General features: G+C 73.0%; 12 protein-coding genes. 7 read left to right on the top strand and 5 right to left on the bottom strand.

Features of this window, described 5'->3' with window-relative positions:
• The first annotated feature begins 59 nt into the window (after nt 1-59).
• Together lipB and AC5L34_RS14525 are read left to right on the top strand one after the other, a co-directional pair.
• Complete coding sequence (lipB, locus tag AC5L34_RS14520; RefSeq protein WP_494825312.1) at nt 60-701, top strand: lipoyl(octanoyl) transferase LipB; 642 nt, start codon at nt 60-62, stop codon at nt 699-701.
• 3 nt (nt 702-704) lie between these two features.
• A complete protein-coding gene (locus tag AC5L34_RS14525; RefSeq protein WP_441174947.1) occupies nt 705-1,103 on the top strand; it encodes a VOC family protein in 399 nt (132 codons plus the stop codon).
• Nucleotides 1,104-1,144: 41 nt separating this feature from the next.
• On the opposite strand, the gene aspS is transcribed toward AC5L34_RS14525, so the two are convergent.
• Complete coding sequence (gene aspS, locus AC5L34_RS14530; protein ID WP_250100991.1) at nt 1,145-2,431, bottom strand: aspartate--tRNA(Asn) ligase; 1,287 nt, start codon at nt 2,429-2,431, stop codon at nt 1,145-1,147.
• Nucleotides 2,432-2,817: 386 nt separating this feature from the next.
• Here aspS and lipA point away from each other — a divergent pair, with 386 nt between their 5' ends.
• Nucleotides 2,818-3,873, top strand: coding sequence for a lipoyl synthase (lipA, locus tag AC5L34_RS14535; protein ID WP_441174948.1), 1,056 nt, complete (start codon nt 2,818-2,820; stop codon nt 3,871-3,873).
• A gap of 1,280 nt (nt 3,874-5,153) precedes the next feature.
• Nucleotides 5,154-5,843, top strand: coding sequence for a DUF4191 domain-containing protein (locus AC5L34_RS14540; protein WP_101412071.1), 690 nt, complete (start codon nt 5,154-5,156; stop codon nt 5,841-5,843).
• A gap of 59 nt (nt 5,844-5,902) precedes the next feature.
• Here the strand turns inward: AC5L34_RS14540 and AC5L34_RS14545 are convergent, their stop codons facing one another.
• The gene (locus AC5L34_RS14545) at nt 5,903-6,304 is read right to left on the bottom strand and encodes an RDD family protein (RefSeq protein ID WP_392567291.1); all 402 of its coding nucleotides are present in this window, start codon (nt 6,302-6,304) and stop codon (nt 5,903-5,905) included.
• 323 nt (nt 6,305-6,627) lie between these two features.
• Between AC5L34_RS14545 and glnA the strand changes: the two genes are divergently transcribed.
• The 3 genes from glnA (at nt 6,628) to AC5L34_RS14560 (ending at nt 9,769) form a co-directional block, all read left to right on the top strand.
• Nucleotides 6,628-8,052, top strand: a complete 1,425-nt coding sequence (glnA, locus tag AC5L34_RS14550; protein ID WP_088999117.1) for a type I glutamate--ammonia ligase — start codon at nt 6,628-6,630, stop codon at nt 8,050-8,052.
• Nucleotides 8,053-8,342: 290 nt separating this feature from the next.
• Nucleotides 8,343-8,702 (top strand): PadR family transcriptional regulator, encoded by a 360-nt coding sequence (locus AC5L34_RS14555; RefSeq protein ID WP_441174949.1) that lies wholly within the window; start codon nt 8,343-8,345, stop codon nt 8,700-8,702.
• Nucleotides 8,699-9,769 carry a hypothetical protein gene (locus AC5L34_RS14560; RefSeq protein ID WP_494825316.1) on the top strand — a complete coding sequence of 357 codons (1,071 nt, stop codon included), beginning with the start codon at nt 8,699-8,701 and terminating at the stop codon, nt 9,767-9,769. Before AC5L34_RS14555 ends, AC5L34_RS14560 begins: the two co-directional genes overlap by 4 nt.
• Here the strand turns inward: AC5L34_RS14560 and AC5L34_RS14565 are convergent.
• The 3 genes from AC5L34_RS14565 to mptB (AC5L34_RS14575) all read right to left on the bottom strand — a co-directional run bounded on the left by AC5L34_RS14565 (nt 9,761) and on the right by mptB (AC5L34_RS14575) (nt 13,591).
• Nucleotides 9,761-10,510 (bottom strand): phosphotransferase, encoded by a 750-nt coding sequence (locus AC5L34_RS14565; RefSeq protein WP_494825318.1) that lies wholly within the window; start codon nt 10,508-10,510, stop codon nt 9,761-9,763. The genes AC5L34_RS14560 and AC5L34_RS14565 overlap by 9 nt on opposite strands.
• 118 nt (nt 10,511-10,628) lie before the next feature.
• On the bottom strand, nt 10,629-12,038 hold the full coding sequence (mptB, locus tag AC5L34_RS14570) for a polyprenol phosphomannose-dependent alpha 1,6 mannosyltransferase MptB (protein WP_494825371.1): 1,410 nt from the start codon (nt 12,036-12,038) through the stop codon (nt 10,629-10,631).
• A 152-nt stretch (nt 12,039-12,190) separates the two neighbouring features.
• Nucleotides 12,191-13,591: a polyprenol phosphomannose-dependent alpha 1,6 mannosyltransferase MptB gene (mptB, locus tag AC5L34_RS14575; RefSeq protein ID WP_357975801.1), complete on the bottom strand. Its 1,401-nt coding sequence runs from the start codon at nt 13,589-13,591 to the stop codon at nt 12,191-12,193.
• Nucleotides 13,592-13,657 lie beyond the last annotated feature (66 nt).

Here is a 13,657-nt window from a genome sequence, read left to right on the forward strand (position 1 = left end):
CCTCCTCGTGAGCCGCGTCACCGATGGTGACCGGCCGGTACGGGTCTAGGCTTGGCGGCGTGACCACGACGACCTCCGGCCTCACGGCCGTCCGCGCCGGTGTCCTCGACTACCAGGCCGCCTGGGACGAGCAGCGCCGCCTGCACGAGTCGGTGGTGGCCGGCGAACGCGGTGACACCGTGCTGCTGCTGGAGCACCCGAGCGTCTACACCGCCGGCAAGCGCACGGAGCCGTGGGACCGCCCCATGGACGGCACCCCGGTCGTCGACGTGGACCGGGGCGGCAAGATCACCTGGCACGGCCCGGGGCAGTTGGTCGGCTACCCCATCGTGCGGCTGCCCGACCCGGTCGACGTGGTGGCCTACGTCCGCCGCACCGAGCAGTTGCTGATCGACGTCTGCGCCGAGTTCGGGCTGACCGCCGGCCGGGTCGAGGGGCGCAGCGGGGTCTGGGTGCCCGAGGACGACCGGGGGCCGGCCCGCAAGGTGGCCGCCATCGGCATCCGTGTCGCCCGCGGGGTGACCCTGCACGGCTTCTCCATCAACTGCGACTGCGACCTCGGGCACTTCGACCGGATCGTGCCCTGCGGCATCCGCGACGCCGGCGTCACCTCCCTGACGGCCGAGCTGGGCCACCCGGTCACCGTCGCCGACGTGCTGCCGTTCGTCGAGCGTCACCTGCCCACCCTCGTCACGGCCTGACCGGTGCGGATCGACCTGGTCACGATCGTCGTGGCCGAGTACGACCCGGCCATCGACTTCTTCACCGAGGTGCTCGGCTTCGAACTGGTGGAGGACTCCCCGTCGCTGACCAACGACGGCCGGCCGAAGCGCTGGGTCGTCGTCCGCCCGCCGGGGGCGCAGACCGGGCTGCTGCTGGCCCGCGCCGACGGCGACCGGCAGGCCCGATCGGTCGGCGACCAGGTCGCCGGCCGGGTCGGCTTCTTCCTTCAGGTCGACGACTTCGACGCCGTCCACCGGCGGATGGTCGAGGCGGGCGTCGAGTTCGTGAAGCCGCCGCGCGCCGAGCCGTACGGCCGGGTCGCCGTCTTCCGCGACATCGCCGGCAACCTCTGGGACCTCCTCGGCCCACCCCGCCCCTGACCCCACCCCGGCCCACCGCGGTGGGCCGGGGGTCGGGGGCGTTACGGGGTCAGGCGGTGGAGGTCGCGGGGGAAGGCCGTGACCTCGCGGACGTTGGTTGCGCCGGTGAGGCGGGCCACGAAACGTTCCAGCCCGATGGCGAAGCCGCCGTGCGGGGGCATCCCGTGCCGGAACGCGTCGACGTAGCCGGCGTACGGCTCGACCGGCTCGCCCCGGGCGGCGAGCGCCGCCAGGTAGTCGGCGTGCCGGTGCAGCCGCTGCCCGCCCGTCACCAGCTCCAGGCCCCGGAAGAGCAGGTCGAACCCGTTGGAGTACGCGGGCCGCGCCGGGTCCGGATGGGTGTAGAAGGGTCGCTTCGCCATCGGGTAGCCGGTGACGAAGAGGAACTCCGAGCCGTGCTCCCGCCGCGCCCACTCGCCCAGCGCCCGCTCGTGCGCCGGGGCCAGGTCCGGCTCGTCGGCCGGCGCGCCCGCGATCCGGAGCGCCTCGGTGAAGTGCACGGCCGGGATCTCCGCCGGCACGTCCGGGGCGGTGACGCCCAGCGTGGCCAGCGCGGCACCGGCCCGCTCGGTGACGCTGCCCAGCATCCCGGCCAGCGTGTCGCGCAGCACGACCATCACGTCCCGGTGGTCGGTGACGAAGCCCAGCTCGGCGTCGAGCGAGGTGTACTGCGCCAGGTGCCGGACGGTGTCGTGCGGCTCGGCCCGGAACACCGGCCCGACCTCGTAGACGCGCTCGAAGACGCCGACCATGAGCTGCTTGTAGAACTGCGGCGACTGGGCCAGGTACGCGGGCCGGCCGAACCAGTCCAGCGCGAAGACGTTCGCCCCGCTCTCGGTGGACGAGCCGACCACCTTCGGGGTGTGGATCTCCACGAAGTCGCGGGCGTCGAGCGCGGCCCGGAAGCCGGCCACCGCCGCCGCCGAGACGCGCAGCGCGGCCGCGCGGGTCGGGTGGCGCAGGGCCACCGGAGCGTGGTCGAGCTGGGTGGGCAGGCTCGCGGTGAGCGCCGGCCGGTACAGGTCGAACGGCGGCGGTACGGCGGGCGGACCGAGCGGTCGTACCGTCGGCGCGGTCAGCTCGACCCCGGCGGGGGCCGTCGGGTTCGCGACCACCGTGCCGGTGACCTCGACGACCGTCTCCTCGGTGAGTGCCTCCACCTCGGCGCGCACGGCCGGGTCGGCGACCACCACCTGGGCGAGGCCGGCGGCGTCCCGCACGATCAGGAAGGCCACCGACTTGAGCAGGCGGCGGCGGTGCACCCAGCCGGCGATCCGGACGGGCACGCCGACATGGGCGGAGAGCTGGGTGGAAAGGATGCGTTGCACGGCGGTACCTCCTCGATAATCGCAACGCGATCCCCGGGAGGTGTGGGCGAGCGGGAAACCTCGCGGTGCCACCACACCTTCGCCCCCGCTGGCGGGGGCCTCGTTCGTCGCCTTTTCACCGGGGCCAGCCGGGCGGGCTCTACTGGGCGGGGTGCCGTCCGCGCAGTCGCGCGGCGTCGGCCACCCGCCGTTCTTCCCGCAGCTCGGGAGGGTCTTCACGCGCCCGGTGCCAGACCGCCTCACAGCAACCGGCGGCTCTCTTCAACTGGCGGGTCGGGGCGCTACTCGGCTCCGTCACAGCTCTGCCGGGCACGCTAGCACCCCCGCCGACGCTCCTGTGACGGGATTTCCCCTGCCCCGGTGGCCGGCGTCACAAGGTTCCCGGGGTGACGCCCGTCGCCCGCGCTACATCGACGGCGACCGTCGGGCGTAGGCTCGGTTTCGTGACGATCGAGCACTCCGCGCCGACGACCGGCCAGGCAGCGCGCACGACGACGCCCGCCCCCGAGGGGCGGCGCCTCCTGCGGATCGAGGCGCGCAACGCCGAGACGCCGATCGAGCGCAAACCGCCGTGGATCAAGGTCAAGGCCAAGATGGGGCCGGAGTACACCCAGCTGCGCGGGCTCGTGACGCGCGAAGGGCTGCACACGGTCTGCCAGGAGGCCGGCTGCCCCAACATCTACGAGTGCTGGGAGGACCGGGAGGCCACCTTCCTCATCGGTGGCGACCAGTGCACCCGGCGCTGCGACTTCTGCCAGATCGACACGGGCAAGCCGGCCGAGTTCGACGCCGACGAGCCGCGCCGCGTCGCCGAGTCGGTGGTCTCGATGGGCCTGCGCTACGCGACCATCACCGGCGTGGCCCGCGACGACCTGCCCGACGGCGGCGCCTGGCTCTACGCCGAGACCGTCCGGCAGATCCACGCCCTCCAGCCCGGCTGCGGCGTCGAGCTGCTGATCCCCGACTTCAACGCGGTCCCCGAGCAGCTCGCCGAGGTCTTCGGCGCCCGGCCGGAGGTGCTGGCGCACAACGTGGAGACCGTGCCGCGGATCTTCAAGCGGATCCGGCCGGCGTTCCGCTACGAGCGGTCGCTGGACGTGATCCGGCAGGCCCGCGCCGACGGGCTGGTCACCAAGTCCAACCTGATCCTGGGCATGGGCGAGGAGCGCGCCGAGGTCTCCCAGGCGCTGCGCGACCTGCACGACGCCGGGTGCGAGCTGATCACCATCACGCAGTACCTGCGCCCCACCCCCCGGCACCACCCCGTCACCCGCTGGGTGAAGCCGGAGGAGTTCGTCGAGCTGCGCGAGGAGGCCGAGGAGATCGGCTTCGCGGGCGTGATGAGCGGGCCGCTGGTGCGCTCGTCGTACCGGGCCGGGCGGCTCTACCGGCAGGCGCTCGAGGCCCGCGGCATGCTTCTTGCTGAGGACAGGGTCCAATAGCTGCTGCGTACGCCGCTAGGCGTTGGTCGCAACCGCCTTCAGGCGATCGTGCAATGATTTGCCGTAGGCGCTGACCCGGTTTCGTGGCAGTTCAACCAAGGTTGATCCCTTGGCCAGGAAAACGCTACACCGTCCCAGCCAAGGGATCACAGACTACGCAAACCTCGATCTCTATTGACTCGCCATCAAGGTTGACGGGTCACATCGCCAGCATCGTCATCGTTGTCGCCATACCAGACGTTCGTACATTGCAGGGCGCCGGATCGACGAAGGCAGACCCGCACGTAGCGGTGAGCGCCATCAATTCGCTGTGACGTAAGGGTGCCACTCGAGCTTGCCGTCTTTTGACAGTAGTCCCAGGTCCCCAACGCCTGAATTTGGCTGGTCGTCTTCCAGTAGTGCTCCGCCGTACCAGTCACGGAGAAATTGGACCTGTCGATAGAGACAACGTCCCCCGAAGAGGCGTTCTCGACCTTCGCGATCACTGACGCGTTGGCGCGGTTGCTGTAGAGGCGCACGGTCTTCCCATGCAGGGTCGCAGGATAACGCGTGTCTCCGGTCGTACCGCTGCGGAGCACCTCGCCGTCCCCCAGCGCATTCCAAGCTCCCGAGACGCACCGTTCAGCGGCTTGCGCCGGGGCAGTCGCCGCCACCTGCACTCCCACTATCCCCCCGGCGGCCATAACTAAGGCAACGAATCCCCGCCCCGCACTAAGAATAGGCCTTCTCACTGCACCCTCCCCCGCTTCGGTCAATATTTCTCCATCGATACAACCAGATGCACTAGTCGGAGGCAAGACCCCGAGAACATCGACCTACCCCGCTCCGCCCACCTCACAAACCGCCTAGAGAATTGCGCTTGACCTGGATGCGCCCACTAAATAGAATGTCGCCCCTTCGCAGGATGAACCACGACGCGGAGATAGATATCCAGCTTGACCAGAGGCCCGCCTCGACCAACAACTGACCCCACTACGCAACATTTGCAATGGGGCCGGCGCCAAAACCGCGTTGACCGAGGTACACAGCCCGGTCACCCGGAACTGGTCAGGGTCACTCATCTACGGGATCGCGCCGAACAAATTCGCCGCTAGAAGGATCTCAGCGAGGCGATCCCCCTCGCTGCACGCCGGCCTGACGCTCTGGAGAAGCAGGGGTATCACTCCTGATCTTCGCCCGGCGCCCCTCCTTACCCCGGGCCGCCGGGGCGCCGGGGCGGCGTAAGGTACTCAGCCCGGCCGCGGACAGGGCGACGTGCGGCGACCACTAGACTCTGCGGCATGGCAAAGCCCCAGGAGAAGGTCTCGTTCGGCCAGCGGCTGAAGCAGATCGGGATGGTGTTCAAGTTCACCGCCAAGCAGGACCGGTGGTTCGCGCCGATGGCCGCCGGCGCGGTGCTGATCCCGCTCGCGCTCACCGTGGTCGCGGTCATGCTCTGGGGCTGGATCTGGCTGCCGCTGGGCATTCTGTTCGCCCTGCTCTGCCTGCTGATCGTGCTCAACCTGCGCTCCAACCGGGCGATGATGAACGCCGCCGAGGGGCAGCCCGGCGCGGCGGCCCAGATCATGGAGAACATGCGCGGCGACTGGCGGGTCACCCCGGCGGTCAGCTCCACCACGCAGATGGACATGGTCCACCTGGTCATCGGCCGACCCGGGGTGATCCTGCTGGCGGAGGGCAACCCGCAGCGGGTACGCGGCCTGCTCGGCCAGGAGAAGCGGCGGCTGGCGAAGGTGATCGGCTCCGCGCCGCTCTTCGACTACGTGATCGGCCAGGAGGAGGGCGAGCTGCCCATCCGCAAGCTGCGGATGACGCTCATGCGGCTGCCGCGCAGCCTCAGCGGCAAGGACGTCAACTCGCTGGACAAGCGGCTCAAGGCGCTCACCGCCCGCCCGCAGATGCCCAAGGGCGCGATCCCGAAGAACATGCGGCCCGCGCGGGGCGCGTTCCGCCAGACGCGCGGTCGCTGACCCACGACGCGTACGCGAAAGAGCCGGGCCTGCTCGCAGGGCCCGGCTCTTCGCCTGTGTCAGGAGCGGGGGGCGTCGGTGACGACGGAGCCCGTCAGGCGGTCGTGCAGGCCGCGGCGGTGGCCGTCCATCAGCAGGGCCGGAACGACCAGGGCGAGCAGCAGACCACGCAGCAGGGCCCGGGCGACCCCGATGCGGCCGCCGTCGGCCCAGGCGACGCAGCGGATCTTCGTGATGAACATGCCCGGCGTCTGCGCGAAGAGCCCGAGGAAGAAGCCGTACTCGACGATCAGCACCAGCACGGGCGCCCACCCGTCGCGGACCGGGTCGGCGAAGCCCCTGGCGGCGAGGAGGCAGAGCACCCAGTCGATCACCAGTGCGCCGAACCGGCGGCCCAGGCTGGGCGGGGTGAAGGCGGGATCCGACGCGGGCGGTACGGGGCGATCATGCGGGTTGGTCACAGCGGTCAAGGGTATCCAGGTCGCATGGATGGATCGGGGACGACCGCCCGTGGCGGGGTGGGGGTGCGCCGCGCGCCTGACCGGGCGGGTGACGGATGGGCGGGCGACGGGTGGGCGGCGACAAAAAGGGGCGAAGGCGAGCAACTGTCAATAGAATGGCACAGCCGATGACGTCCGGCCGCCCGGTTCGGCCCGTCCGAGCGGCGCGGATGACGCTCCGCGAGGGACGTAACACGGCAGAAACACTCAAGACATGGCCGGGCAACCGCGCGGCCATAGCGTCGCCAGGAGCCTAGCCACCCGTGGACGTGCCAGGAGGACGTGTGTTCGCCAATCCCGAGGAACTCCTGCGATACCTCAAGAACGAGGACGTGAAGTTCGTCGACGTACGTTTCTGTGACCTGCCCGGCGTGATGCAGCACTTCAACCTGCCGGTCGAGTCTGTCGACGATGCCTTCTTCACCGAGGGCCTGGCCTTCGACGGTTCGTCGATCCGCGGTTTCCAGGCGATCCACGAGTCGGACATGCTCCTGCTCCCGGACGTCGCCACCGCCTTCATCGACCCCTTCCGGGCGCAGAAGACCCTCGCGCTCAACTTCTTCATCCACGACCCGTTCACCCGCGAGGCCTACAGCCGGGACCCGCGCAACGTGGCGAAGAAGGCCGAGGCCTACCTGGCCGCCAGCGGCATCGCCGACACCGCCTACTTCGGCGCGGAGGCGGAGTTCTACATCTTCGACTCCATCCGCCACGAGACCTCGGCCCACCAGTCGTTCTACTACATCGACTCCGTCGAGGGCGCCTGGAACAGCGGGCGTGAGGAGCCGGGCGGCAACCGCGGCTACAAGACCCCCTACAAGGGCGGCTACTTCCCGGTCCCGCCGGTCGACCACTACGCCGACCTGCGCGACAGCATCGTGCGCCGCCTCGTCGACAGCGGGTTCACCGTGGAGCGCTCGCACCACGAGGTGGGCACCGCCGGCCAGTCCGAGATCAACTACCGGTTCTCGACGCTGCTGCACGCCGCCGACCAGCTCCAGCTCTTCAAGTACATCGTGAAGAACGAGACCTGGGCCAACGGCAAGACCGCGACCTTCATGCCGAAGCCGCTCTTCGGCGACAACGGCTCCGGCATGCACACCCACCAGAGCCTCTGGCTCAACGGCGAGCCGCTGTTCTACGACGAGACCGGCTACGCCGGCCTGTCCGACATGGCCCGCTGGTACATCGGCGGTCTGCTGCACCACGCCCCGTCGCTGCTGGCCTTCACCAACCCGACCATCAACTCGTACCGCCGGCTGGTGCCGGGCTTCGAGGCGCCGGTCAACCTGGTCTACTCCCAGCGCAACCGCTCCGCCTGCACCCGCATCCCCGTCACGGGCAACAACCCGAAGGCCAAGCGGGTCGAGTTCCGCGTACCGGACCCGTCGGCCAACGTCTACCTCGCCTTCTCGGCGATGATGATGGCCGGCCTGGACGGCATCAAGAGCAAGATCGAGCCGCCGGCGCCGATCGACAAGGACCTCTACGACCTCCCGCCGGAGGAGTGGGGCGACGTCAAGCAGGTCCCCGGCTCGCTGTCGGCGGTACTCGACTCCCTCGAGGCCGATCACGACTACCTGCTCGACGGCGGCGTCTTCACCCCCGACCTGATCTCCACCTGGATCGAGTGGAAGCGCACCAACGAGGTCGACCCGGTGCGCCTGCGCCCGACCCCGCACGAGTTCGCCATGTACTTCGACTGCTGACGCAGTCAGCGACACGCAGGAAGGCCCCGGGTCCGCCCGGGGCCTTCCTGCGTGTCGCCCCCTACGGGCACGCGCCTGCCCCGTCCGGCCCACCCGCACCCCGACCCGACCGGCTCCGCGACCCGGCCGGTGGAACACCACGGGTGTCACCGGTGGGCTTTGACACCCGTGGTGTTCCACTCGACGCGCCATCGGCGCCCAGTCAGCCGGCACGACCGGACGGCGCGGCCGGAGCAGGTTCAGCACGTAACGGGCCACCGCATACCTTCGCGTCCGATATATTGCGGGGCGTGGACACACCGCTGCGCGAACCCACCTTCCTGATCCTCACCGCGCTGGCCGGCGAGCCGATGCACGGCTACGGATTGATCGGCGAGGTCGCCGCCCTCTCCGACGGGCGCGTGTCGCTGCGCCCCGGCACCCTCTACGGGGCGCTCGACCGGCTGACCGACGCCGGCCTGGTCGAGGTCGACCGCGAGGAGGTGGTGGACAGCCGGCTGCGCCGCTACTACCGCCTCTCCCCTGCCGGCGACGCCACGCTGGCCGCCGAGACCGAGCGCCTGCGCCGCAACGTCGAGGCGGCCACCGCCCGGCTGCGCGCCCGCGCGGCCCGGCCGCTCGCCCCGCGTACCGCCGGGGGTCTGGCATGAGCGAGCTGGAGCGGCGCTACCACCGCCTGCTGCGGGCGTACCCGGCCGAATACCGGCGGGCGCGCGGCGCGGAGATCGTCGGCACGTACCTCGACCTGGCCGGCCCGGAGCGGCGCTGGCCCTCGCCGGCGGACGCCGCGGACCTGCTGCGCGGCGGCCTGCGCCAGCGGCTGCGGGCCGCCGGGGCCGCCGACCTGATCCCGGGCGTACGCCTCGCCGCCGTCCTCGCCTTCCTCACCGCGACGGCGCTGGCCGGGGCCTGGTCGGGGCTGGAGCTGCACCCGCCGATGGCGCAGTGGGGCGTGCCGCACGCCGGGCCGTTCGTCTCGCTCGGGATCGGGGTGTGGGCCGCCTGGCTGCTCGCCGCGGCCGTGTACGCGGCGGCACCGGGTCGCTGGAGCCGCCGTGCCGTGGCTCTCGCCCTGCTGTTCACCGTCGCGGTCGTGCCGGTCACGACCCTCGCCGGCCTGCCCCGACCGCCGCTGTTCGTGCTGTTGCCACAGGTCGGGCTGGGGCTGGTGGCGCTGGGCCTGCCCGAACGGCCGCCGGCGCTGATCCGGGCGGCGCCCCTGCTCGCGGTCGCCGCCGCCAACCTCACGAGTGTCAACCTGCTGCCCCGCTACGACTCCTACGTCAGCTACCACGGCTGGACGGCGAGCGGAATCCTGCCCGGCGCCGCCGTGACGCTGCTCGTCGTGGTGCTGCTGCTCGGCGCGGGGTTGGCCCTGCGGGCCGACCATCGGGGCGGCTGGGCGCTGCTGGTGCTGCTGACCCCGCTCGGCCTGCTCTTCCTTCAGCCGCTGGCCGGCGCGCTCGACGGCAACATGCGCGGCGCCCCCAACCCCGGCTGGGACGCGCTCGCCGCGACGGCCGTCGTGGTGGGCCTGGCCGGCCCCGCGCTGCTGCCGCTGGCGATCGCCTTGCGCACGCGCCTGCGTGGAGCTGGGCCGGTCGGGACCGGCGACCGCTGCCCGACCTGCGGACGCACCGCCGAGCGGGCCCCTTGGACCAGCGGCAGCGGCACCCGCGCGAGGTCCGCTCGCGGCGGCAAAGGGCGGTCAGCGTAGGGCGGCCTCCCATGCGTCGACGTGGGCGTCGAGGTGATCGGCGGTGGCCAGCCAGTACGGGCCGTCCTCGGTCCAGATCCGGGCCCACGGCTCGCGCCGCTGCTCCGCGCCCTCGCGCAGCAGGTCGTACATGGCCCGGGCGCGACGGCCCAGCGTGGCGGCCAGGGCCGGACGGGACGCCTCGTCCAGGCGGTAGCCGTCGGCGAAGGCGCGCAGCCGGGCCGCCGACTCGGCCACCGGCCGGTCCGGGCGCAGGCCGCCCATGCTCTGCACGGCGTACGCGACGTCCCAGAGCCGGGAGCCCGGCGCGGCGGCGTCCCAGTCGATCAGCACCCAGCCCCGGTCCGCCCTGATCAGGTTCCACGGGGCCACGTCGTTGTGGCACACGAGTTCCTCCCGGTCCGGCGGGATGAGCCGCTGCCACGCCGCCCCGGCCGGCGGGATGAAACCGGCCAGCGCCTCGTGCAGCTCGGCCAGCATCCGGCCGATCGCGAACAGGTCCGCCACCGGGTACGTGCCCGACGCCGCGCCGACCTCGCCGGGGACGTACTCCAGCACCTGCCGGCCCTGCGCGTCCCGGCCCAGCGGTCGGGGTGCGCCGGAGAACCCCACCGCGTGCAGGTGTTCCAGCAGCGCGTCCACCGCGTCGGTCCAGGGGCCGACCGGGCGGCGCACGGTGTCGCCGACGCGCACCACGCCGGCGGTGGCGTTGCCCGGCAACGGTTCCTCGGTTGCGCTCATCCCCCGATCATGGACCCGCCGGCCGAAGCACGCCGCACGGCCCGCCGTCCGAAGCAGGCGGCACGGCCCCGCCGTCCGAAGCACCCCGCACGGCCCCGCCGCCGCCGGGACGGGCTCCTCAGCCCGGATGCGCGGCACCGGTCCGGCGGAGTCGGAGCAGGCCCCACACCGTGAGTCCGAGCGCCAGCGCGGTCATCGCCAGCGCGCCCGGGGCCTTGCTGAACCGGGCCAGGTTGGTGCCGTCGGGCAGGGTGAGGAAGGCCGCCGCCGCGCAGGGCGCCACGAACCAGGTCGTCCGCGCCGCGGCGGCCGCGAGCACCGCCAGGGGCCAGGTGGCGTACCAGGGGTGGAAGACCGGCGCCAGCACGACCGTGGCGGCCAGCGCCAGTCCGGCCCCGAGCAGGGCGGCCCGGGGGCGGGCGGCGTCCAGGCGGGCCGCCCGTTGCCGGACGTCGTTCAGCCGGCGCAGACCCGACCACGCGCGCCACCACAGCGCCGCCACCGCCACCGCTAGCAGCAGCAGGGCCACCGCGCGGGCGACCGGCACCGCGCCCGGTTCCCGGCCGGCGAGCCCGCCCGCGTAGTCGACGACGAAGCCGAGCGCCGTGGGCGGGGAGGTCCACTGCTCGGAGTCGCCGCTGCGGGTCAGCCCGCCGACCCAGCCGAGGCCGAGGCCGGACAGCAGCGAGGTGGCCGCCACCACGCCGATCACCCCGCCGGCCAGCCAGCCGCCGTCGCGCAGCAGCGCCCGCAGGGTGTAGCGGCCGAGGACCGCCGCCAGCACCGCGAACGGGAGCACCACCACGGCGGTCGCCTTGACGGTCACCGCCAGCCCGAGCAGCGCCCCGGCCAGCAGCAGCGGCCCCGGCCTGCCGGACCGACGGACCAGCACCAGCAGGCCCGGCAGGAGCAGGCCGAGCATCACGGCGTCGTTGTGCGTGCCGGCCACCAGGTGCACCCCGACCAGCGGGCTGGCCAGCGCCAGCCAGGCCGCCCGGCGGGTGGGCACGCCGGTGGCCCGGGCCAGCCCCGGCAGGCACCCGGCGGCCAGCAGCACCCCGGCGACCGCGAGCAGGCGGAACGCCACGACCGCGCCCACCAGGCCACCGCCGAGGGCCACGGCGAGCGCGGCGAGCAGCATGAAGACCGGCCCGTACGGCGCCGGTGTGTCCCGCCAGATCGGCGCGACCGCGTCCACCCAGGGGCAGCCGGCCTCGGCCACGCCGGTGGCGTACGGGTCGACGCCGTGCGCGTACGCCCAGCCCTGACAGGCGTACGAGTAGACGTCCCGGCTGCCCAGCGGCGGCGCGGCCAGCAGCGGCAGCGCCCACAGCCCGGCGGTGAGGTACGCCCACCGCGTCGACGGCGCGCCACCGCGCAGCGCCCACCAGGCGCCGACCATCAGCCCGGTGCCGCCCAGCCACAGCGCGACGGTCCACGGCTCGTCGGCCGGGCCCGGCGCAGGGGCGGCCCGGGGCAGCGCGCCGCCGAGCCAGCCGGCGACGGTCAGCAGCACCGCCCCGGCCAGGCCGGCCCAGCGGGCGGACCGGGCGGCGCCGGGTGACGGCGGCGGGGGCCCGGATGGCGGCGGTCCTTGGGGCGGCGGCGGGGATCCGGGCGGCTGCGGGATGCCGGGCGAGGCCGGCGGAGCGCCGGGAGTGGTCACCGGCGTACCTCTCCTCAGTCCACGACGGCCGGCCGACGTGCCGCCCGAGCCGACCGTACCAAGCGGACCACCACCACGATCACGAACAGCGTCATCAGCGGCGCCCCGACGGTCTTGGTGTACCGGGGCAGCCCCGTACCGTCGGCGAGCACCAGGAACGACGAGACGATCGCGACGACCACGAACCATCCGGTGCGCCGGGCCGAGGCCGCGAGCACCGCCAGCGGCCACACCCAGTACCAGGGGTGGTAGAGCGGCGCGAGCGCGACCGTGGCGGCCAGCGCCAGGCCGGCGTGCCAGATCGGCTCCCGGTGCCGCGCCCGCCACCACAGCCAGAGCAGCACCAGCGCCAGCGCCGCCATGCCGATCCCCCGGGTGACCGGCAGCGGATCACCGTGCCAGCCGAACGGCGCGGCGAGGTAGCCGACGGTCTGGCCCACCGCCGTCGACGGCGAGGTCCAGGCGATCACCAGGCCGCCCTGTTCCAGCCCGGTCACCCAGCCGAAACCCAGGCCGGTGGCGAGGGTCGCGCCGACCACGGCGGCGACCGCCCCGCCGACCACCCACCCGCCGTCGCGCACCAGCGCCCTGATCGAGTACGCCCCGACGATCGCGGCCAACGCCGCGAACGGCACCACGACCAGCGCGGTCACCTTGATGGCGGCGGCGAGCCCGAGCAGCACTCCCCCGCCGAGCAGCGGCCCGGGGCGGCCCGGCCGGGACACCACCACCGCCAGTCCGGCGACGAGCAGCCCCACCATCAGCGCGTCGTTGTGCGCCCCCGAGACCAGGTGCACCCCGATCACCGGCGAGCCCAGCGCCAGCCAGACGGCCCGGCCGGCCGGTACGCCGCAGCGGCGGGCCAGCGCCGGCAGGCTGGCCGCCGTCAGCCCGATGCCGGCCACGGCGAGCAGCCGGAACAGCACGATGCTGCCGACCAGCGACCCGGTCGCCTCCACCACCGCGCCGGCGAGCAGCACGAACAACGGCCCGTACGGGGCCGAGGTGTCCCGCCAGATGTAGGAGACGGTGTCCAGCCACGGGCACGGCAGCGCCGAGACGCCCTGCTCGTACGGGTTCAGACCGGCGGCGTAGCTGGCGCCCTGGCAGGCGTACGCGTAGACGTCCCGGCTGCCCAGCGGCGGCGTGACCAGCAGCGGCAGCAGCCACAGCCCGACGGTGACCAGCGCCCAGCGGGTCGACGGCACCCCGTCGCGCAGCGCCCACCAGGCGTACGCCATCAGGCCGGTGCCGACCGCCCAGGTGGCGATGATCAGCGGGCCGTACGGGCCCTGCCAGATGCTGACCGGGGTGGGGCGCAGGTTGCCGTGGGGGAACGCTCCGCCGAGGAACGCGGCCACGGCGAGCAGCGTCGAACCGGCGAGGCCGAGCCAGCGCGCGAGGTGGTGAGGCACGCCGGACATGCTGCCAGCACGGCGGCCGGGGACCGACGGGTGGGCACTGCCAGCCGATCTCCCCGG

The sequence above is a fragment of the Micromonospora sp. ZG13 genome (assembly GCF_059359355.1).

What these genes read in the sequence shown, in the direction of transcription:
- AC5L34_RS14565 (WP_494825318.1), bottom strand. Translation starts at nt 10,510, where the DNA reads ATGAGCGCAACCGAGGAACCGTTGCCGGGCAACGCCACCGCCGGCGTG.
- AC5L34_RS14560 (WP_494825316.1), top strand. Translation starts at nt 8,699, where the DNA reads ATGAGCGAGCTGGAGCGGCGCTACCACCGCCTGCTGCGGGCGTACCCG.
- AC5L34_RS14540 (WP_101412071.1), top strand. Translation starts at nt 5,154, where the DNA reads ATGGCAAAGCCCCAGGAGAAGGTCTCGTTCGGCCAGCGGCTGAAGCAG.